Source organism: Mastigocladopsis repens PCC 10914 (assembly GCF_000315565.1).
Classification (GTDB): domain Bacteria; phylum Cyanobacteriota; class Cyanobacteriia; order Cyanobacteriales; family Nostocaceae; genus Mastigocladopsis; species Mastigocladopsis repens.
The window spans coordinates 3,764,903-3,786,879 of sequence record NZ_JH992901.1 but is presented as its reverse complement, the minus strand read 5'-3'; the positions used below and the strand labels follow the sequence as shown (position 1 = coordinate 3,786,879).

Here is a 21,977-nt window from a genome sequence, read left to right as displayed (position 1 = left end):
ACGCACCCCACAACTAAATAACTCGTAACTATTTACGGCACAACTAACACTGGACAAGGAGAAAGATTAATCACGCGGGTGGTGACGCTATCATTTGCCCCCTCGTCAGTCAATCCTAGTCCCCGACAACCCATGATGATTAAATCTGCCTCTATTTCATCTGCCACATCACAGATGGTAAAAGCAGGTTTGCCTTGCCGTTCAAGTGTTTCGGCAGAAATGCCTTGCCCAGCAAACAGAGATTTGGCTGTTTCTAGCAATTGGGCAACTGTCTCTGGTGAGGACATCGCATCCCCGTTAGGCGAGTCTGCGGCGGGTTCCTCAACCACACTCAGCAGTACCAAGCGACTGCCGTACTTTTGCACGATATGGACAACCATGTCAGCTGCTTCCCGTGCTTCTCGGCTTTGATCAACTGGAAATAGAACTGTTTTGAACATTCGGATTCACCTCCGCCCCCATGACTCGGTAAAATCTGGATGGATCTACTAAAAAAACATAACAAAAAGGCAATCAGGAGGTTTGTGCCGTGTCAAAGAAGACTTTAGCAAATTTGTCTGCAACAGACTTGTCTGGTAAACGCGCCCTGGTGCGAGTTGACTTTAACGTGCCTCTGGATGATGCCGGTAACATTACAGATGATACTCGCATTCGTGCTGCTCTGCCTACCATACAGGATTTGACGCAGAAGGGAGCTAAGGTGATTCTAGTAAGCCATTTCGGGCGTCCTAAGGGTGTAGATGACAAACTGCGGTTAACTCCGGTTGCCAAGCGTCTGTCTGAGTTATTGGGGCAAGAAGTTGTTAAAACCGACGACTCTATCGGCGATGAAGTTGCTGCTAAAGTGGGTGCTCTACAAAACGGACAAGTGCTGTTACTCGAAAACGTTCGTTTCTATAAAGAAGAGGAGAAAAACGACCCAGAATTCGCTAAAAAACTGGCAGCAAATGCGGATTTGTACGTTAATGATGCTTTTGGCACCGCACACCGCGCCCATGCTTCTACTGAAGGAGTGACTAAATACCTGAGTCCCTCCGTTGGCGGATATTTGATTGAAAAAGAGTTGCAGTACCTGCAAAGCGCTATCGAAAATCCCCAACGTCCTCTGGCAGCGATTATCGGCGGTTCCAAAGTTTCCAGTAAAATTGGCGTGATTGAAGCCCTTCTGGAAAAGTGCGACAAACTAATCATCGGCGGTGGAATGATTTTCACCTTCTTTAAAGCCCGTGGTTTGAATGTTGGTAAGTCTTTGGTGGAAGACGACAAGCTAGAACTGGCAAAGTCTTTGGAAGCAAAGGCTAAAGAAAAGGGCGTGACTTTCCTGCTTCCTACAGATGTAGTCGTAGCAGATAAATTTGACGCTCATGCCAATTCTCAAACCGTCAGCGTGGAAAATATCCCTGAAGGTTGGATGGGCTTGGATATCGGTCCTGATTCCGTGAAACTGTTCCAAGAAGCCCTTGCTGACTGCAAGAGTGTGATTTGGAACGGTCCAATGGGCGTGTTTGAGTTTGATAAGTTTGCCGTAGGTACCGAAGCAGTAGCCCACACTCTCGCCGACATCAGCAAAACAGGTGCGACCACTATCATCGGTGGTGGTGACTCTGTGGCGGCTGTGGAAAAAGTTGGTTTAGCCGACCAAATGAGCCATATCTCCACTGGTGGTGGCGCTAGCTTGGAGTTACTTGAAGGTAAGGAGTTACCTGGTATTGCTGCTTTAGATGAAGCATAAAAGCTCATAGGTAAAACCAATGTAGAGACGTTACGTGTAACGTCTCTACACTCATAGGGAGAAAATTGTGGAACCTAAATGGCTGGAATGGACGCAAAAATTACAAGCGATGCTCCAGCAGGGAGCCGCTTCGCGATCGCCCAAAATGGGTTAACGTTTTCGGAAAATCCTTTTGATATAGAACGTTACAAATCGCTACAGGCGATGGCGCAGAGCGCCCGCGAAGCGATCGCAGCTGAAATCATGGCAACCTACTCAAATGTCGAACACAGCTATATCCTCGATTTATTCTCCCAGGAAGTAGGATACGCAACACCCAAAGTTGACGTGCGTGGAGTAGTGTTTCGCGACAATACCATATTGTTAGTGAAGGAAAGAGAGGACGGCTGCTGGACTTTACCAGGTGGATGGGCTGATATTGGCGACTCACCCAGCGAGGTAGCCGTTAAAGAAGTCTATGAAGAATCAGGTTATCACACCCGTGCTATCAAATTGCTGGCTGTCTATGATAGAAACAGGCAAAGACACCCACCACATCCGCATTATATCTACAAGCTCTTTTTTAAGTGCGAACTTGTGAGTGGTTCGCCATCGCCAAGTATAGAGACGGAGGAAGTGGAATTCTTTGCTGAAGATGCGATTCCAGAACTTTCCCTTGGGCGTGTGACCCCAGCTCAAATTACCCGACTCTTCCAGCATGACCGCCAACCAGATTTGCCAACAGACTTCGATTAGGTGACTAAGGGTTATTTGTGACAGTTCCTATGCGTAGACCTCTTGCATCTCTTTGATTCCATCTGTGTCCATCTGTGTCCATCTGTGGTTAATTATTCTTTTTTTTGGAATGAATGCAAGAAGTCTCGTGTAGAGACGTTGCACTGCAAAGTCTCTACATAGGCAATCGCACTTACAAACAATCTTATCTGAACCGTATTGCCTGATAGCCAACTAACTTATAAACAAGTTTGGCAGCGGTAAATTGAGACACAACCGAATCAACAATCGGTGCGAGTTCCATGACATCGCAGCCAATAACTTGATGGTTTTGAAACACTTGCCATAAAAAAGTGGTGAGGGAGTACCAACTTAATCCACCAGGTTCTGGCGTCCCTACGCCTGGAATTAGGGTTGGTTCAATACCGTCTAAATCAATTGTCAGGAAGACTCGCTGTGTTTTAATACTGGCTAATGCCCTTTCCATCCAGTCTGGTTGGTTAGCAATTTCCCGTGCCTTAAATACAGTGAGATGTTTCTCTTTAATTAATTCTGCTTCTTCTTTACAAATAGCGCGGATACCAATTTGCACTGTTGGCAAGCCCATATCCACAATTCGCCGCATCACACAGGCATGATTGTGAATTGAGCCTTCGTACTCATAGCGTAAATCGCCGTGGGCGTCTATTTGAATCACTGTGAATGGTTCATCTGGGTATGCTTTGCGGTATGCTTCGACAACACCAGTAGTAATGCTGTGTTCCCCACCAAGCGCGATGACAAATTTCCCATCCTGTATCAGTTGATAGACTGTCTCTTGCGTCACTTGCAGCATTTTTTCGGCTGGTACGATCGCACCATTCCGTGTATCTGCTATTGGTTCATAAGTATAAATTCCCACTTCCTGAGCAACTTCCCTATCTAGCTCTTCGTCATAACATTCCAATTGTTGAGACGCTTCCAAAAGAGCAGAAGGACCGTTTTCGCAGCCTTTGCGGTAGGTGGTTGTTGCCTCATAGGGAATTGGTAAAATAACAACCTTTGAGTCACCGTAAGACCACTGAACTTCAGAACCCAGAAATGGTAATACAGAGGTAAAAGTTTGCACCTGAGTCATAATGAAAATTTTTTAAACCTAATTAATATTGAAAATCCAGAAGTAAAGACGCGCCATGGCGCGTCTCTACAACTTATTGTTTCACCGCTCCTTGCCCGAAAAATTTCGGAGGTTCGGCGAGGGTGTAAACTTGGGTTTCTGCGGCGATCGCCTGACGCAAATGCAATGGCAGATGCAGCATACCCAAAAGGGTAACACCATCTAACATCCGAAACCCACCGCTGGTTTTTTCCTGCAACAGCTGATTGATCCTTTCTGGATCGGGTCGGGTATCAATTTTTGCCTCTGAAGCTAAAGCAAATCCCCACGGTCTGCCATAGGTAGAGGTGTAGCTGCTGTAGGACTGAACGTTGGGAAAAACCGCATTCAAGGTTTGTACCAAGCGGGCGTGCAGGGTTAATTCCCCTGGGGACACAGGACCTGCTTGAATCACTACGAATCCTTGTGGTGACAGCACCCGACGGATTTTCTCAAAGTATTCCTTAGTAAACAGCGCAAAGGATGGACCTGACTCGATAGGGTCGGAAAGGTCGGAAATGACGACATCCCACTGCTCGTTAGTCGTATCTAAAAAGTCGAGTGCGTCTGCAATCACGACTTCCAGACGTGAGTCATCAAAAGCATTTTGATGCATTTCGCTCAGGTGTAGCCGACATGCGTCCACCACCTCGCCATCAATGTCAATCATCACCACTTTTTCCACTGTTTGCCAACGCAGCACTTCTCGTGCTGTGGCTCCCTCACCACCACCAAGAATCAACACCTTACGGGGTGTTCCATGAAAAATTAGGGCAGGGTGAACCAGTGGCTCGTGGTATAAAAATTCATCGCCTGTGCATGACTGCCACTTGCCATCTAGAACTAGTGCTTTGCCGTAAGTACCAGTTTCTACAATGTACATTTCTTGGTAAGCGGTTTTTTTGTGGGCAAGTACCCCCGTGACTCCATGAGAGTAAATATCCCAAGGAGTGATGTATTCGCTCATCCAAAAATCTGCACCGACATTGCTACCTGACATACAATAACCCCCTCTATTTGTCAACGTTCGCTAGTTGCCAGAGATAGGCTTTCTTCCAGTTTCTTTTGAACTTGTGGTGGAAGCTTGCCTCTAGGAAGTTTCATCAGTACGTGTTTGCTAGCTTGAAAAGTTTGCACGAGGTACTTACAAGCGTTTTCCGGTTCTGCGTGTTCACCGCAGGTAAAAATATCCACTGCTATGTAGCCATATTCTGGCCACGTATGTATTGAAATATGAGATTCGGCTAACAGCGCAAGAGCTGTTACCCCGTAAGGCTCAAAATGGTGAGATACCTCGTTTAACAGAGTAGACTTCGCTACCTTAGCCGCTTCCTGTAAAGCCTGTCTAATGAAAACAGGATTGTTCAGGAGATGTGTTGGACAGTCATAAAGTTCGAGAATACAGTGACTGCCAACTGGAACCAAAGGTGTGTCCCCCACCGGGTAAGATTGCATTTCCAATTTTTCCACCCTAAAAACACAGAAGACTACAAAAAAATAACCTCTGGGATTAATGCACGCTTCGCTACTTCTTGACTTTCAAGTTAGCCATTGTACTTAAGAGGTTGCTATGCAGTGATGCACAGAAGTGCAATTGTCGCACACTGGAAGTAATTTTGTGTATAGTATTTTCTTATGTTTTTTCTTTATCAAAAGTTTTCTGCTTATAGTTATATCAAAGTTACTATTAACACACTTGGTTTGTTAACTTACGGAGAATAGCAGTGGGTGAAAAAGTTCCCCCAGTCCTGGCTTAAAAGTTAGCTTTAATCATGCTTTACGATGCTGTGGGTGTGGGAGAGAATGTCGATGTAGGCGTGGGCGTAGATGTGGATGTTGGTGTCGGTGTGATGGTTTCTGTAGGCGTAGGTGTCGGTGTAATGATTTCTGTAGGAGTTGGTGTTGGTGCCGGTGTAATGATTTCTGTAGGAGTTGGTGTTGGTGTCGGCGTAATGGTTTCTGTAGGCGTGGGTGTTGGTGTTGGCGTAGGCGACGGAGCTGGAGCCGGATTTTCTACTGTAATTGTAAGTGTATAATTTGATGTGGTTGATGCCGTAGAAACAATGACATATTCATAAAATCCGGTTTCTGAAAGTTTAACGGAAAAGGTACGTTGTGTTGAATCTTCCAAAAATTGTGATTTACCAGTAGGGGAATACACGGAAAGCAGAATTTTAGAATTCCCACCAAGCTTGATTTTCATCAATTGTTCATTGTTAAGTTCGGCGATAAAAACTTTACCTTCCCCTGGTTTGAGAGTACCACTGACTCTGGTACTCGTCGCCCCTGTGTCAAAGACTATTTTCCTAAAAGCGCTGCCAGCAAGGATGGCATTGAGTTTGTCGCTGACAAACCCGTGCCAAACTTGTCCAATGGGCTGATCGATAAAATTCTTGCCACGCTGTTCTGGAAATTGCTGGAAAAATGCTGCATCCCCTAAATCATACAAAGAACGACTACCGACGTTGATTTGGTTAACTTGCACCTTCCAGCGATCGCGTTCTGCTTGTGTGAAACTACCTAATTGTCTCCGTGCATCTGAACTCAGTACCGCCAGCTTTTCCAGCAATTCGCCTGCTGTACTATCCCATTCTGCCCTGAGTTGTGCATCTTCCGGCTTGTCAGTTAGGGTGCGATTTCGCAAACTTGCATTTTTATCCCAAAAGGCTTCATTTACTAAGCCAATGAAAAATTTTTGGTCAATACTCAACTGTTGACGGCGCTCATCTAATCTTTCCTTGCGCTGCCGTTCTTCTGGGGAAAGTTGTGGAGCATCAGATGAGATGATTGGTGAAGAGGAATCAAGTAATTGAGTTACTCCCCACATACTCAGACCAATGCTAGTAGCAATCACTACCGCCATCAGGATTTTACCAGGTGTCCACCACTTTTTGGAGGGACTAGGGGGACTAGGGGAAGTAGGGGGACTAGGGGATAAGGCTAGGGTTTCTTCTGTTTGCGGTGGTGGCGGTGTTGGAGCGGGAAGAGGCTGCTGTGGTGGGAGATAGACGGGCTGCGGACTAAGCGTTTGGAGAACTTGATGAGCGCTTTGGTAGCGTTGTGCTGGTGTTGGCGATAGCATTTTATCCAACACCATTCCGAAAGTTGGACTCAAGTTAATTTCTCGTCGCCATTGCCAGGTGAGGGTATGATCATCTATAAGTTCTTGAGGCTGTTTGCCTGTCAGTAAAACGAGTACCGTTGCTGCTAAGGCATATAAGTCACTATGAGGCTCTACCAACCCCGTCTGCATTTGTTCTGGGGGAGAGTATCCGACTTTACCCAATAATGTTGGCAGTAGGGGAGATGTCACTTCACCGGGTTGATAATATTGCGACACGACTGTTGCAGCAACTTGTTTGACACCGCCAAAATCAATTAACACTGGCAGTTGGTCAATGCTGCGTAAAATTAAGTTTTCAGGAGAGATATCGCGGTGAATGACTCCTATTGAGTGGATATAGTTTAAAACAGGCAGAATTTGCTGCATTAGCAGACGTACTTCCGCTTCTGTAAACTGCAAACCTTGTTGTTTCCTTGTATCTAACAACGAGCGGTAAGTTTGCCCTTCTACGTAATCTTGTACCAGAAATAGGTACTCTTTATCAGCTAGGTTAATGGGGAACAATTCCCGAAAGCGAGGAATTTGGGGGTGTTGCAGCTTGTAGAGAACGCTGGCTTCTCGCTGAAACAGTTCTTGAGCTTTTTGTAAAACGTATGGCGTTTGAACTTGAGGCGAGAATTCCTTTAAAACACAAAGTTCACGGAAGCGGTTAATATCCTCAGCTAAATATGTACGTCCGAACCCTCCCTGCCCCAACTGATGAACTATAATATAGCGATCGCCCAAAGTTTGCCCGCTTTGAATACCTTGACTCACCGGGTTATCCATCTTTTCGCCGCAATGTAAACAAAACAGACTACCAGTTGGATTTTCATGTCCTTTGGAGCAATAAACAGGATTCATAGTCATTTAGTCATTAGTCATTTGTCAATAATTGTAGAGACGCAACGCCAGTCGCCTACGGCGCGTCTCTACATTAGTCCCCATCTCGTCCTAGTTCGCATCTAGTTTGTTGACTTGTTCAGCAGCAAGGGCATACCAGATTTGACCAAATGTTTGTTTATCCAGTTTCTCATCCCTGCGTCGCTGCCCCGGAAACAATCTATCAAATTTTTTATTTGTGTCTCTGTTGAGTTGCTCGATTGTATAGTCACCCCATTGTCCTGCTTGGGATTGACGTCTCCAATTGTCGTAGTCTCGCGCACTGTAGTTTCCTAGTTGGCGACGCGCTGAGGTGCTAAGATTAGCTCGTTCTAGTTTATTTAACAAATTTTCAGCGATCGCATACCATTCATTTCGTAAAGCAGTATCTTCTGAATTACCCGTAAGAGTACGTCCCTTGGCTTCAGGATTTTTAGTATAAAAAATTTTATCTACCATTTGTGTAAAAAAGACTTCTGAAATGTCAAGCTGCTGACGGCGACGGATAATTTGGTTAGCGCGACTTGCTTGTTTGCTATCCGTTGGTTTTTCAGGAGAATCTGACCCTCCTGGAATTTTAGGTAATGATACTGTTGGTATAGAAATAGATGTTACAGCCTGAATAACAGCATTTACTATCGCCCAAGTTCCTACTAAAGTTAAAGCAATGACAGTTGTGCTTATAAGACTGAAAGCAAAAGGACGAAGCCAAACAGGCAAAGGTAGCGCTTGAGCAGCCAGCTGAGTTTTGTTATGAAGCTTGCTCATAAGAGTCTTGATACGTTTTCGCCCAGGAGCAACCACCATCGTCCTCAGCTTGGTCATCTGAGTATTTACAGGTTTGGCAGCAGGAGTGTAAGATGGTAAGTCTTTGAGAACATCATCGGCTTTCTGGTAGCGATCGCTTGGTTTATAAGCCACCATCTTTTTTAAGACAGCTTCCAATTTGGGGCTAACTTTGATTTCCGTTCCCCACCGCCAACTTCCCTGATAGCTGTCGTAGAGTTTTTGTGGTTCCTTACTAGTTAACAACACCAGTGCCGTTACTGCTAAAGAGTACAAATCGGTACTCGAAAATGCTTTACCCTGCCGTAGTTGTTCCTCTGGAGCATATCCTTTTTTACCTAAAATGGTGCGAATTCCACCGAGTTGGGTAAACCAAAAACCTTTAGAAGCTGGCAATTGCTTCACAGCACCAAAGTCAATGAGCACGGGCAAATTATCAGTCCTTCGCAAAATGATATTATCTGGAGAAATATCACGGTGAACGACATTGAGAGAGTGGATGTAAGACAAAATGGGCAACATCTGTTGCAGCAGTTTGACAACCTCCTCCTCACTAAACGTTTGCCCCTGTGTTATGCGGTTTTCCAATAAATCCCAGTAGTTATCACCCTCCACATAGTCTTGCACCAAAAAGAAAAAATCCTTATTGCCTAACATCACTTGTAGGGAGGCGTGGAAACGTGGAATCTGCGGATGCTCAAGTTTTTTCAGCACATTTGCTTCTCTCTCAAACAATTCTTTAGCTTTTTCTAAATCCTGCTGTTCTTCAACTTGGGGTGCAAATTCCTTCAGCACGCACTGTAGCTGAGATTGATTTAAGTCCTCCGCTAAATAAGTGCGTCCAAAGCCTCCCTGCCCTAAATGACGTATAATCCGATAGCGATTCTCGATAACTTGCCCCACACCAATAGGTAACAGTTCCCCACACTGAGTGCAAAAGCGGTTCCTCTCATTATTTGCGTGTTGTTTGGTGCAATAAACTTGCATGGCGAAGGAAGAATAAAAGATTTTTATAAGTTGCTACAACGCGGAAAGCCATAATTACGCATATCCCGCCCTTTATCCTTATTATTTTGCCCTCCTTTTTCTACGAGCGTGAGAAAGATACAACAAAGGTTAAAATACTGACAACAAGTAACGGTGGTCTGGGTTCCACTTCAGAAGTTAGTCATAAAAATTTTTATAGCAACAAATTTATAGCAACAAACGTCATGAACTCAGAAGAACAAAGGCAGCGGGCAATTACAGCATTCTCAAATTTTTTACACACTCCTCTAGAAACGCTACTCCAAGAGCATCTAAACACTGATAATTCGGCAGCAGTGGCGCTATTTCACGATATGGCTGCTACTGTACCTGCTTACAAAGATTTCTTGGCACATCAAGGGGTAAATCCCCATGAATATCAAAACCTTGAGGATTTTCAAAGACTACCGCAACTTACAAAAGAAAATTATCTGTTACGTTATCCATTAGCTGATTTGTGTCGTCACGGACAGTTACAAACGTGCGACATGATAGCTGTTTCCTCAGGTTCCACGGGAAAACCCACATTTTGGCCCCGTTTCTTTGCAGATGAAATGCAAATTGCCAGCCGTTTTGAGCAGGTCTTTCATGACAGTTTTTATGCAGATACTAGACGTACCCTAGCTGTGATTTGTTTCACTTTGGGAACCTGGGTAGGGGGAATGTACACAACCAATTGCTGTCGTTATCTTGCCAGCAAAGGTTATCCTATCACCGTGGTGACTCCTGGTAACAATAAAGAAGAAATCTTTCGAGTTGTCCAAGAACTCGGTTCCGCTTTTGAACAGGTTGTGCTATTAGGATATCCACCATTCCTCAAAGATATTATTGACACTGGAATTGCCCGTGGGATTGAATGGCAGCGATATCAGATAAAGTTGGTCATGGCGGGAGAGGTCTTCAGCGAAGAATGGCGTAGTTTGGTTGGTGAAAGGGTTGGTTCCCAAAATCCCTGCTACGACTCAGTATCACTCTACGGCACCGCAGATTCAGGTGTATTGGGCAATGAAACACCTTTGAGTATCTGCATTCGCCGTTTCTTATCAGAAAATCCACAGGCAGCGCGTGCCTTGTTTGGGGAATCTCGTTTACCCTCACTGGTACAGTATGACCCTGTAAGCCGCTTTTTTGAAGTTATAGATGGCACATTGTTATTTTCTGGAGACAACGGCATCCCCTTGGTACGATATAACATCTTAGATACTGGGGGGATCATTAGTTACGATGCCATGCTCCAGTTTTTAGCAAAATGGAGCTTCAATCCTGTGGCGGAACTACAGGAAATGGGTGGAAGAGGCATTCGTGGGCTACCGTTTGTGTATATCTTTGGACGTTCTAACTTTACAGTTTCCTACTTTGGGGCAAATATTTACCCAGAAAACGTGACGGTGGGATTAGAGCAACCAGTTATTAGAGAATGGGTGACAGGTAAGTTTGTGTTGCAGGTGCAGGAAGATGCAGACAAGAATCGATTTTTATCTGTGGTTGTGGAGTTAGCACCAGGAGTTGAGGAAAGTGAAGACAAAAAACAAGCCATAACATCCTCAATTCTCACCCAACTCAAGCGCCTCAACAGCGAATTTGCTAACTACGTTCCCTCAGAATACCAAATACCACAAGTTGCATTAGCGCCAACAGGTGATGCAGAATATTTCCCTGCTGGGGTGAAGCATCGCTACACGCGTAAGTAGTGGGGAATTGCAGCAAGTTTGCAATATTAGGCTATGTGAGATTGGTTTTGACGTTTCCAGAGTTTTGCCCCAACATACGGAGTCGTTCTTCTTGGGTTAGCAGTTGGTGGTTTCGGACTTGGACTGTTGATGCCAAACCTGAATGTTTGTTTAACCTCCGTCATTCCTGCTGTCTCGCGGGGTCGGGTGTTGGGAGGATTGACAACCTGTTTTTTCCTCGGTCAGTTTGCTTCACCAATGATCACTCAACCCTTAAGTCAGTGGGTTGGCTTGGGTAGTGTCTATGGGTTGGCTGGAGGATTCATGCTAGTTTTGGCTGTCATCACCTTTGGGGTGATGACGCGGTGGAAGTGACTACTCCTTAGTCCTATTTGTCACGAATTTGTCACTATCAGCAGGCTATCCTTGCAGAGAAGAAGGACAAAAATAAAACCTGTACAGCCTGGGTGGATATTATCCTAGGCAGACTAAAATTCTTGTAGATTAGGCATCTTACCTGACCACGAACAAGCGAAACGGCTATCCCACATCATTTTCATAACTGAATTTAGCATTGCCATAGTAAGTAGTAAGTGCGTTTACTGTCGTAGCTGAGTTCGCCCAACTGCGAGTTACTTCATCAACACCTTCAATAGAACTATGCAAATGAAATTGACCAAACGCCTTCCTCGATTGACAAGCAGCATATTATTGGGCTTGTTCCTGACTACTGGCTTAACTGCGATGTATACGCACAAGCTTGTACAAGCAGCTTTTCCAGGACAGAATGGCAAGCTTGTGTTTCTTAGCAATCTAACAAACAATCAGACTGGTGAGATTTACACCATGAACCCTGACGGCACGGGTGAGACCCCACTCACTACAGGAGGCGGGAAGTCTTACCCTGCTTGGTCGCCCGACGGTAAAATGATCGCCTTTACTAGCGGAAGCCGAGTCTGGGTGATGAATGCCGATGGCAGCGGACAGCGCCAGATCACCAACCCGGATGTCGTGCAGTACGACATGAGGCTCTCGTGGACATCAGATGGCAAGATATTGTTCATGCGCTATGGCGGCTATGAGAGCGTTATCATTCAATACTTTACTGTCAATCCAGATGGCACAGGAGAAACCCGTATTACCCAACTTGATAACGCGCAAGAAGCTGTCTGGTCACCTGACGGTACTAAAATTGCGTTTACAATAAGCAGCGGTGATGAGGTGACCTCTTACACAAATCTCTGGGTGATGAATGTCAATGGATCGGGAAAACGGCAACTCATCAGCGGGAACCGAAAAGATAGTTCTCCTCGGTGGTCGCCTGACAGCACAAAGATTGTTTTTGAGGCAAACAATTCAAACGAAGTCCAAGTGATCAACTCTGATGGTACTGGACTCAAACAACTAGCAGACTCAGCTGCAGAACCTGACTTCTCGCCGGATGGCAGCAAGATTGTGTTCTCGCGCAATCAGCAACTCTGGACGATGAATTCCGACGGGAGCGATCAACAGGAGATTAGAAATTCGGTTACAACTACCGAAGTCGCACCAAACTGGCAACCGCTTCCAAGCGGCACGTCAACGCCAACTCCAACTCCAACCAATGGCAGGGGCAAAAAAAAATAGTGTCTATGACCAGCCCTTTCTTGATTCAGTAATGCCAAAATCCGAGCGTTAGGTGAGAGGGGGAAGAGGGGGAGAGGGGGAGAGGGGGAGAGGGGAAGATGGGGGGATAGGGAGATGGTGACAAGAGTAACTCAAGAGTTGCCTCCTCCACTCCTCCACTCCTCCACTCCTCCGCCTTCCCACACCGTACTGCCAACAAATTACAAGTCAGGAGGCAAAATCACATTATCAATCACATGGATAACGCCGTTGCTGGCTTTGATATCAGGCTGAACAACTTTAGCATCATTCACTGTCACACCAGCGCTCGGATCAACCTTAACGTTAATTGAACCACCTTCAACGCTTTTGACTTCTCCAGATTTCAAGTCGCTGGATGTTACCGAACCTGGCACCACATGATATTGCAAAATCTTCACCAGGACTTCTTTATTTTCTGGCTTCAACAAATCTTGTACAGCGTCTTGTGGCAGTTTAGCAAATGCTGCATCAGTGGGTGCGAAGACGGTGAAAGGACCTTTACCTTGCAAAGTTTCTACAAGTCCCGCTGCTTTCAAAGCCTTGGTGAGAAACGTAAAGGAGCCGTTGGACTCTGCAACTGCTACCACGTTCTTGCTGCCTGTGCCTGCTGCTGGATCTGCTCCCGGTGCAGGAGGTGTGGTGGGTACTTCTGTTCCAGGAGGGGTAGGTGTGCTTTCAGGGGCTGATGTGGGGGGTGTAGAAGTGCCACCTCCAGGACAAGCAGCGCGGTTATAGGGACACTCCTGCAAAATGCTGGGGTTGGGGTTTACTCCTCCCCGTCCTTGTGCCACTGTTGTGCTTTTAGTTGGAGTTTTTGTGGATTTTGGCGCAGATTCACCAGGCTTGTACTGAGTGCTTACTAAAATGCGTTGACTAACGCTATAAGGTGCTTCCTTGAAAATTCCAGGGTTAGGATTTAATACCTCGTTTGCTCGAGTAGGTAGACCAATAAAGAGACTGATGCCCGTTACTCCTAGAATGCTAGCCAACTTGGTCAGCAAATTGCTGTATTCAACCTTCATAAATTTTGTTTGGCTTTAATTTCCACACATTACCATACAGATTTATATCATCTTGCTACACAGAAAATCTAACTAAAGAAGTAAGATTCTTTATCACAAATAAGTCATCTCTCAGTAGAGAAAATTTGATTTTTTTGCGGATGTATGAGTATAATTTACCCTCAGCATCAAGATAGTTTCATTCAACAAAACATATCCTGACGACTGAATTACCTATTATGTTCCCTAAAAATGAAAAATTATTAATTATTCTGTTATTCCAGCTAAGATAATGCCAAAAAACATACAACATTTTTAGGGAGATTTCAGTTAGGAGGCATCTTTGTGTCCTTCACTAGACTTTTTGCAAAAAAAAGAGGTGATTTCACCAAATTTAGTATCGGTATTCATTTAGTAGGCAATAAATAAATTCTGTAGATTTTGAATCTAAATTATTTTACTTACACGAAATTGTAAAATTTATAAGGTAACCACGTACAGGAACTGAAGAATGCTAGAATTATACCAGTTTGAACTCTCTCAATACTCAGAAAAAGTGCGTCTTATCCTCGATTATAAGGGGCTAGAATACCGCAAAATTGAGGTAACACCAGGAATTGGACAGGTAGAACTATTCCGGTTGACAGGTCAGCGGCAAGTACCGGTGTTGAAGGACGGTAATAGATATATAGTGGATTCAACCGAGATAGCTAAGTATTTAGACTTAAACTATCCAGACCGCCCATTAATACCAACCGATCCAAAGCAACGAGGTTTGTGTTTAATGATGGAAGAATGGGCGGATGAGTCGATTGGCATCAAAGGTCGTAAAGCACTATTTTCTGCCATTAGTCAAGACCAATTTTTTCGCAAGTCCTTACTCCCAACCAGTACACCAGATGTACTCAAAACTTTGGTCGAAGGAGTCCCCAATGATGTCCTAAAAGTTCTAGGTCTTGGGGTAGGTTACAATCCAGATACGATACGCAATGCGATCGCCGACTTAAAGCAAGACTTAGAAGCGCTGACATTGTTGTTGGCAGAGAGTCCTTATTTAGTAGGAGATGAACCTACCTTAGCTGACTTTGCTGTGGCGGGTTTATCGATATTGTTGAAGTTTCCTGATGGTGCTTATTTAGATTTACCACAAACTATCAGAGGCAAAGGAGTACCCGGATTAGCAGATAATCCAGTTTACGCACCCTTCTTTGCATGGCGCGATCGCCTCTATGCTCAATTTCGCAGACCACTTATAAGTTCTACCACGACAGGAAGTCCAAGTGCGCCGACTTCAATTCAAATTGAGTAATGAGTCATTAGTGATTGGTTATTGCTTCTTAAGAAATGACAAATGACAAATGACAAATGACAAAAATTACATCGCAAACTTTGTCTTCTACAATTACAATGCAACATAAGAGAAGGCACATCACTTTGTCATTAATGAAATGAATTTGGGACAGCCATTAGGTTCGGTTATACAAGGCTCTCTCACAGGGGGATTAGAAGTCAGATTGCACCCCGATGTTTCGGTAGAAGATATGCGGGTGGGGAAGTTTTTAGTTGTGCAAGGGGTGCGATCGCGTTTTTTCTGTATGCTAACAGACGTAGCATTGGGAATTGCCAACCAAAGAATAATTGCTAATCCTCCGAGTTGGGAAGACACTTTTTTGCGAGAAGTTTTAGCGGGAGGAGGGACGTATGGTACCATCAACCTCGCGCCCATGTTGATGTTTACCCCCGAATCTCACGAATCTTTTTCTCCAACAAACGGCAAATCTGCAAATCCCTTTGTTCCATCGGCGACAGGTTTGGCATCATTTCAGCCGCAAACGAGCACGACAATGGAACTGCTACCAGTGAAAACGATTCCCAGCCACTTTAGCCAAGTTTATGAAGCTTCAGAAGAAGATTTTCGTCGGGTATTCGGTTGGGAAGACGATCCTCAAAGGAAAAATTTTTCCATTGGAAAACCACTGGATATGGAGGTACCAGTTTGCCTCGATTTAAATCGCTTTGTAGAAAGAAGCAACGGCGTTTTTGGGAAATCAGGGACTGGCAAATCCTTTTTGACGCGGTTACTTTTAGCTGGAACAATCCGCAAAAATGCTGCGGTGAATTTGATTTTTGATATGCACTCAGAGTATGGCTGGGAAGCCGTCTCCGAAGGCAAACAATTTAGCACTGTTAAAGGTTTAAAGCAGCTATTTCCTAGTCTTGTTGAAGTTTACACTCTTGACCCAGAATCAACAAAGCGTCGAGGCGTTCCTCATGCCCAAGAACTCTACTTAAGTTACGACCAAATTGAAGTAGAAGATATTAAATTATGTAGTCGAGATTTAGGACTTTCAGAAGCGAGTTTAGATAACGCCAACATTTTGTACGCTGAGTTTGGCAAGTCTTGGATTCTCCAATTGATAAATATGACCAACGAGGAAATCAAGCTCTTTTGTGAGGAGAAAAGAGGACACCAAGGTTCGATTACCGCCTTGCAGCGCAAACTTCTGCGATTGGAAAATTTAAAGTATATGCGTGCGGCTTGTCCCCAAAATTACGTCAATCAAATGTTGCGTTCCTTAGAAGCCGGAAAGAATATTGTAGTGGAGTTTGGCTCTCAGTCCAATATGCTCTCTTATATGTTGGTGACTAATATGATTACCCGGCGGATTCACCAACATTATGTCAGCAAATCGGAAAAGTTTTTACAAACAAAAAATCCCAACGATAAACCAACGCAACTGATGATTACGATTGAGGAGGCGCACCGTTTCCTCGACCCAGCGACGGTACAAAGTACAATCTTTGGTACTATCGCCCGCGAGATGCGGAAATATTTTGTAACGCTCTTGGTGGTTGATCAACGTCCATCAGGCATAGATAATGAAGTAATGTCCCAGATTGGCACCCGCATCACCGCCTTGCTCAACGATGAAAAAGACATTGAAGCGATTTTTACTGGGGTGTCTGGTGGAGGTGCCTTGCGGTCTGTGTTGGCAAAGTTGGACTCTAAGCAACAAGCCTTGATTTTAGGTCACGCCGTCCCTATGCCAGTAGTCGTGCGTACCCGTCCTTATGACACGACATTTTATACAGAAATTGGTGAAACTGCTTGGGACGAAAAGCCAGATGAAGAACTATTCGCTGCTGCTGAACTCGCCAAAGCGGATCTGGGCTTTTAGGGATTTCGAGATAATTAGGAATTTTTCTGAATAAACTGCTTGATTTGGGGTACTCCACGAGTATCCGTGGAGCACAGAACGGGTAATCGTAATCGGGTTGCGCGTTTAGGACGAGGTTTTTTCCACGGGGGAAACCCGTCTTTTGCGTGCTGGCTCCCCAACGCAGTTTCGATATGCGCTTTCCTAAAGATAGCTACCTGGATATTTTCATCTATAACGAGAAAGATGTTATTATGATAAATAGTTCCTTCCTGTACATCCAAAGGGGCATAGTGTTGGGAGAGTGGGAAGGTTTTAGACAGAGGCTACTCAAGCAAGTAGGCGATCTGTTTGCCAGTGATCCTGCGACGCTATCGCTAGCGGAAATTCAATTGAGGCGCAGTTAGTCATGTAAGACTTTAAAGCGCATCTCCACAGGAGACATTGAGGCTGATTACCGTCGCGTCTGGCTGTTGTTTACCGTACTTGAAGTTTACTTTGCCTTGTGCCAAAAGTGGTATTTAGGTTCAAAGGTAAAGTTGGCACTGGTTCCAAAGTCATCACCTAGATACTTACATGGCTTTTGAGATAGCTCTCAAGTCCAGAGTGACATATTTGGCTATTGAGTCTTTGGTGGACTTTATGGCTGTGAACCCAGGTTAACGGAGAAAACATATAAACTACCAATTCCCAATTGCCCATTCCCGATTTCTAGATTTCGTGACATCCCTCCATGATGATAACCATTTCAGTTCGGTTATCCCGCTATAGGCGGAGGACTGATTACGGGATTATGGCGTCACTATAGATATAGTAGTTTCTGAAAAAAGATATCAGGTTTGTTGTGCAAAAAGATAGATTTGCATTATAATAAAAAGATTTAACTAAACTACTTTACTCGCGGCAGAATTTGTCGTACTATTAGGATAAGTAGAACTCATATCGACTTCGTATTATGACTGTCGCCGCTAGCGACGAAAGAATTAAAAGAATTCTGGAAAACAAGCCAGCATGGTTATAAACGATTTCAAAATTTAGGGAAAGTCGGGGAACCTATCGAAGGGAGTGACAGTCTTGACAGCCTCTGTAGAAATTGATTTTCTGTGAAACTTCCCCTTTGCGTATTACGTGTACTAACTTTCCCAATCCGCCCTAGTGATTGAGTATTAATTTTTGTTTACGGAGTAGAGGAAAACGCACCAATGGCTACTGTTAACACCCAAACCGAAAACCTTAACGCCAAGTTCACGGCTGATATGGTGCGAACCTATCTGCGCGAGATTGGTCGTGTACCGCTGCTAACCCGTGAGCAAGAGATTGTCTATGGGAAGCAGGTACAACAAATGATGACGCTCCTGGACGCCAAGGACGCTTTGGCGAAGAAAATGCGCCAGGAACCAACGTTACAAGAGTGGGCTACTCATGTTCGCAAATCTGAGACTGAGGTCAAACAGATAGTACACCAAGGCAAACGGGCAAAGCAGAAGATGATTGAAGCAAATTTGCGCTTGGTTGTCGCCATTGCCAAGAAGTATCAGAAGCGAAACATGGAGTTTCTGGATCTTATTCAGGAGGGAACTCTAGGATTAGAGCGGGGTGTGGAGAAATTCGACCCTATGCGGGGTTATAAGTTCTCTACCTACGCTTACTGGTGGATTCGTCAAGCAATTACAAGGGCGATCGCTCAACAAGGTCGTACCATTCGCTTACCTATCCACATTACTGAGAAGCTGAACAAAATCAAAAAAGTGCAGCGTGAACTGGCTCAACAGTTGGGAAGGTCCCCCTCTCCCGCTGAAATTGCCAAAGAACTTGAGTTAGAACCAGCACAGATCCGCGAATACCTGAACATGGCTCGTCAGCCAGTCTCCTTGGACGTAAAAGTTGGGGATAACCAAGATACCGAACTGCAAGAAATGCTCGAAGATGAAGGACCATCACCAGAGTATTACATGACGCAGGAATTCTTGCGCCAAGACTTGAACAATATGTTGGCAGAACTCACCCCTCAACAGAGAGAAGTTTTAGCCCTACGCTTTGGTTTAATGGATGGTAACGAAATGTCTTTGGCAAAAGTTGGCGAACGCTTGAACCTGAGCCGCGAACGTGTCCGTCAGTTAGAGCATCAGGCTCTTGCTCATCTGCGTCGTCGTCGTGCCAACGTGAAAGAGTACGTTGCTAGCTAACCTATTGCTTAACCTAACAGACGCGCTATAGCGCGTCTCTACACACAGGTGATGCGCCTCCTGAATTCAGGGGCGTTTTTTTCTTGAGTGGCAAAGTTTGTAGTGAGGACTTTAGTCCTCTTGGCGAAAACAAGGACTGAAGTCGTTACTACACAAAAGTTTTATTATGGGTAATTTGGCGGACTTGATACAATTTATGGGATTGGGATTTTAATTTTGAATTTATAATGCGTGAATTTTGAATTCCCCCGCAGAGGGTGGCTCTCCTCTACACTGTAGTTTATGATGTCAACTATTCAAGCTTTACCAGCAGAAGTCGTACATCTGATTACAGCCGGAGAGGTCATTGACTGTTTAGCCTCTGTGGTGCGGGAATTGGTAGAAAATTCCCTAGATGCAGGTGCGACACGGATTGTCGTTTCCTTATGGCCCCAACAATGGCGTGTACGCGTGGCAGATAATGGCTGTGGAATGACCCAAGATGATATGCACAAAGCAGCAACGGCACACAGTACCAGTAAAATTCGCCATTGTGCAGATTTATGGAAAATTACCAGTTTGGGGTTTCGTGGAGAGGCGTTGCATAGTTTGACGACTCTAGCAGATTTAGAAATATTGAGTCGTCCACGAGGTGGAGATTGTGGTTGGCGAGTTGTTTATGGCTACGCTGGGGAAGCAGCGTACGTAGAAGCAGCTGCGATCGCTCCTGGTACAGTGGTGACAGTCTCGAATCTGTTTGGAAATTGTTCAGGTCGTCGGGAGGCGTTGCCAACATTAGCACAGCAAATGAAAGCAGTGCAAGCAACGATTCAAAAAACGGCGTTATGTCATCCCCATGTTACCTGGCAAGTTTGGCAAAATGACCGGGAATGGTTTACCCTCAGTCCTGCCGCCTCCATAGGACAACTGCTACCCCAGATTCTACATCAGGTCAAAGAAGCTGACTTACAAGAGTTGAAATTAGAAATACCTAATCCTCAGAACTCAGGACTCAGGACTCAGGACTCAGAACTCAGAATTCAGGACTCAGGACTCAGAACTCAGGACTCAGGACTACATTTGGTGATAGGATTACCTGACCGTTGTCATCGCCATCGTCCAGACTGGCTGCGGGTTGCTGTAAACGGACGGATGGTAAAATCGTCGGAATTAGAGCAAACTATCCTGTCAGCATTTCATCGGACATTACCGCGCGATCGCTATCCAGTGTGTTTTCTACATCTATTCATTTCCCCTGAGCATATAAACTGGAACCGCAACCCAGCAAAAACAGAAATTTATCTTAACCAACTCAGTTACTGGCAAGAAAAAATTACCCAGGCAATTGAGCAAGCACTCCGCATCAATTCTACGTCTATCAAAGACTCAGTCCATACAACACGAGTCAGTAAATTACTCAAAGCCGCAGAAGAAAAAAGCGGATACAATGTCAATCGTTCCATTCCCAGTGAAGAACAGAAAACGCATACAGAGACCTTGTCTGCAACATCTCTACAACTAAAAGCAGTCGCTCAAGTCAATAACACTTACATTGTGGTAGAACATCCAGGCGGACTGTGGCTAGTGGAACAGCACATTGCCCATGAGCGAGTTTTATACGAGCAATTGTGCGACAATTGGAAGATTCTCCCAATCGAACCTCCAGTCATTCTGTATCAACTATCTTCAGTGCAAGTATCGCAACTGCAACACATTGGTTTGGATATAGAACCTTTTGGCGAACAACTTTGGGCAGTTCGCAGCGTACCCGCACTTCTACAACAGCGAGACGACTGTGCAGATGCCATTTTAGAACTCAGTTGGGGAGGAGACTTGCAAGTAGCGCAAGTAGCCGTTGCCTGTCGTAGTGCCATTCGCAATGGTACACCCTTAAGCTTGCAAGAAATGCAAACACTCCTAGAGCAATGGCAACGCACGCGCAACCCCCGCACCTGTCCCCACGGACGCCCAATTTATCTATCTTTGGAAGAGTCTGCTTTAGCCCGTTTTTTCAAGCGTCATTGGGTCATTGGGAAAAGTCACGGTATCTAAATGTTAGAGTAGCGAAGTTGCAACGCCACTTTTCAGGCTTTCGCCAAACTGCCAAATGCATCTGTTTCGATCTAAGTAAGCTTTAGGAAGTGTATACCGCTTGTCAAGGCGTATTGTAATTCCAAGCTATCGCGCAAGGCGTTGATGTCAATGGGAGGCTTGGGATTGAGTACTCGTGGTTGCAGGGATAGCTCAAACCACCCTACATCATGCCACGCACCACACTTATATCCGACATCTCGATAGATGCCAATCAGCTGAAATCCCATCACTTCATGAAGCCTCTGACTACCTAGGTTTGGCAGAGTCACACCTGCGTAGGCGCTGTAATAACCCTGAAGCACTAAAACTTCAAACAGCGATGTGTATAATGCTCGTCCTATGCCTGAACAACGCACTGCTTCATGGATGTAAACAGAGACATCAACACCCCACTGGTAGGCAGCTCGCTCTCTGTGAGGCGCAGCATAAACATATCCTACAACTTTACCATAACGCTCGCATACCAGCCAAGGCAACTTTTGTAGAACTTTTGCGATGCGCTGCTGCATTTCATCTAGGGTTGGTGGCTGAACCTCAAAAGACACAGGTGAATCGCCGCAGAAGGGGGCGTAAATTTCCAAAACTTGCTCGGTATCCTGTTCAGTGGCAAGCCTGATGATGGATGACATAGGAAGCACACTCCCTTGACAGCAAGATCACAGAAATTGAAGGTGGAAGTCCACAGGCTTTTAGCCGTGGGAGGAAACCGCAGGCACTTTCAAGTGCCGTCGAGTCTATCATTGGGCAAACACTTAATATAGTCTCGAAAGTACAACTCAATTAAAAATTAAAAAATTTTTGTCTTTTGCATTTTAAATTAGAACAAAGCAACGGTCAGACGATTAAGTGACACAGATCATGCGA

General features: G+C 45.0%; 17 protein-coding genes and 1 pseudogene. 10 read left to right on the top strand and 8 right to left on the bottom strand.

Annotated elements, in window-relative coordinates:
• Positions 1–32: 32 nt before the first annotated feature.
• A complete protein-coding gene (locus MAS10914_RS0119070) occupies positions 33–440 on the bottom strand; it encodes a universal stress protein (protein ID WP_017317550.1) in 408 nt (135 codons plus the stop codon).
• Between the two features lie 89 nt (positions 441–529).
• Here MAS10914_RS0119070 and MAS10914_RS0119065 point away from each other — a divergent pair, with 89 nt between their 5' ends.
• Positions 530–1,732, top strand: a complete 1,203-nt coding sequence (locus tag MAS10914_RS0119065; protein WP_017317549.1) for a phosphoglycerate kinase — start codon at positions 530–532, stop codon at positions 1,730–1,732.
• Between the two features lie 67 nt (positions 1,733–1,799).
• Positions 1,800–2,467 (top strand): annotated as a pseudogene (locus MAS10914_RS31670) (NUDIX hydrolase).
• A gap of 184 nt (positions 2,468–2,651) precedes the next feature.
• Here MAS10914_RS31670 and speB read toward each other — a convergent pair.
• The 5 genes from speB to MAS10914_RS0119035 form a co-directional block, all read right to left on the bottom strand.
• Positions 2,652–3,563, bottom strand: a complete 912-nt coding sequence (speB, locus tag MAS10914_RS0119055; RefSeq protein WP_017317548.1) for an agmatinase — start codon at positions 3,561–3,563, stop codon at positions 2,652–2,654.
• A gap of 73 nt (positions 3,564–3,636) precedes the next feature.
• Complete coding sequence (locus tag MAS10914_RS0119050; protein ID WP_017317547.1) at positions 3,637–4,581, bottom strand: fused MFS/spermidine synthase; 945 nt, start codon at positions 4,579–4,581, stop codon at positions 3,637–3,639.
• A gap of 20 nt (positions 4,582–4,601) precedes the next feature.
• Positions 4,602–5,036 carry an adenosylmethionine decarboxylase gene (speD, locus tag MAS10914_RS0119045; protein ID WP_017317546.1) on the bottom strand — a complete coding sequence of 145 codons (435 nt, stop codon included), beginning with the start codon at positions 5,034–5,036 and terminating at the stop codon, positions 4,602–4,604.
• Positions 5,037–5,358: 322 nt separating this feature from the next.
• Positions 5,359–7,548, bottom strand: a complete 2,190-nt coding sequence (locus MAS10914_RS0119040; RefSeq protein WP_017317545.1) for a serine/threonine-protein kinase — start codon at positions 7,546–7,548, stop codon at positions 5,359–5,361.
• 90 nt (positions 7,549–7,638) lie between these two features.
• Positions 7,639–9,339 carry a serine/threonine-protein kinase gene (locus MAS10914_RS0119035; protein WP_017317544.1) on the bottom strand — a complete coding sequence of 567 codons (1,701 nt, stop codon included), beginning with the start codon at positions 9,337–9,339 and terminating at the stop codon, positions 7,639–7,641.
• 224 nt (positions 9,340–9,563) lie between these two features.
• Between MAS10914_RS0119035 and MAS10914_RS0119030 the strand changes: the two genes are divergently transcribed.
• The 3 genes from MAS10914_RS0119030 to MAS10914_RS0119020 all read left to right on the top strand — a co-directional run bounded on the left by MAS10914_RS0119030 (position 9,564) and on the right by MAS10914_RS0119020 (position 12,674).
• Positions 9,564–11,069, top strand: coding sequence for a phenylacetate--CoA ligase family protein (locus tag MAS10914_RS0119030; protein WP_017317543.1), 1,506 nt, complete (start codon positions 9,564–9,566; stop codon positions 11,067–11,069).
• Between the two features lie 129 nt (positions 11,070–11,198).
• The gene (locus tag MAS10914_RS0119025; RefSeq protein ID WP_017317542.1) at positions 11,199–11,423 is read left to right on the top strand and encodes a hypothetical protein; all 225 of its coding nucleotides are present in this window, start codon (positions 11,199–11,201) and stop codon (positions 11,421–11,423) included.
• A gap of 285 nt (positions 11,424–11,708) precedes the next feature.
• Positions 11,709–12,674: a TolB family protein gene (locus MAS10914_RS0119020; protein ID WP_017317541.1), complete on the top strand. Its 966-nt coding sequence runs from the start codon at positions 11,709–11,711 to the stop codon at positions 12,672–12,674.
• A gap of 200 nt (positions 12,675–12,874) precedes the next feature.
• Here MAS10914_RS0119020 and MAS10914_RS0119015 read toward each other — a convergent pair whose 3' ends face one another.
• Positions 12,875–13,717, bottom strand: coding sequence for a fasciclin domain-containing protein (locus MAS10914_RS0119015; RefSeq protein WP_017317540.1), 843 nt, complete (start codon positions 13,715–13,717; stop codon positions 12,875–12,877).
• Between the two features lie 490 nt (positions 13,718–14,207).
• Here MAS10914_RS0119015 and MAS10914_RS0119010 point away from each other — a divergent pair, with 490 nt between their 5' ends.
• The 5 genes from MAS10914_RS0119010 (at position 14,208) to mutL (ending at position 21,071) form a co-directional block, all read left to right on the top strand.
• On the top strand, positions 14,208–15,005 hold the full coding sequence (locus tag MAS10914_RS0119010; protein ID WP_017317539.1) for a glutathione S-transferase family protein: 798 nt from the start codon (positions 14,208–14,210) through the stop codon (positions 15,003–15,005).
• Between the two features lie 139 nt (positions 15,006–15,144).
• Positions 15,145–16,875 (top strand): helicase HerA domain-containing protein, encoded by a 1,731-nt coding sequence (locus MAS10914_RS0119005; RefSeq protein ID WP_017317538.1) that lies wholly within the window; start codon positions 15,145–15,147, stop codon positions 16,873–16,875.
• Between the two features lie 146 nt (positions 16,876–17,021).
• Complete coding sequence (locus tag MAS10914_RS0119000; protein ID WP_017317537.1) at positions 17,022–17,261, top strand: hypothetical protein; 240 nt, start codon at positions 17,022–17,024, stop codon at positions 17,259–17,261.
• 795 nt (positions 17,262–18,056) lie between these two features.
• Positions 18,057–19,040, top strand: a complete 984-nt coding sequence (locus tag MAS10914_RS0118995; protein ID WP_017317536.1) for an RNA polymerase sigma factor, RpoD/SigA family — start codon at positions 18,057–18,059, stop codon at positions 19,038–19,040.
• Between the two features lie 282 nt (positions 19,041–19,322).
• Positions 19,323–21,071: a DNA mismatch repair endonuclease MutL gene (mutL, locus tag MAS10914_RS0118990; protein WP_026082668.1), complete on the top strand. Its 1,749-nt coding sequence runs from the start codon at positions 19,323–19,325 to the stop codon at positions 21,069–21,071.
• Between the two features lie 71 nt (positions 21,072–21,142).
• On the opposite strand, the gene MAS10914_RS0118985 is transcribed toward mutL, so the two are convergent.
• Positions 21,143–21,742 (bottom strand): arsinothricin resistance N-acetyltransferase ArsN1 family B, encoded by a 600-nt coding sequence (locus MAS10914_RS0118985; protein ID WP_017317534.1) that lies wholly within the window; start codon positions 21,740–21,742, stop codon positions 21,143–21,145.
• Between the last annotated feature and the right edge of the window lie 235 nt (positions 21,743–21,977).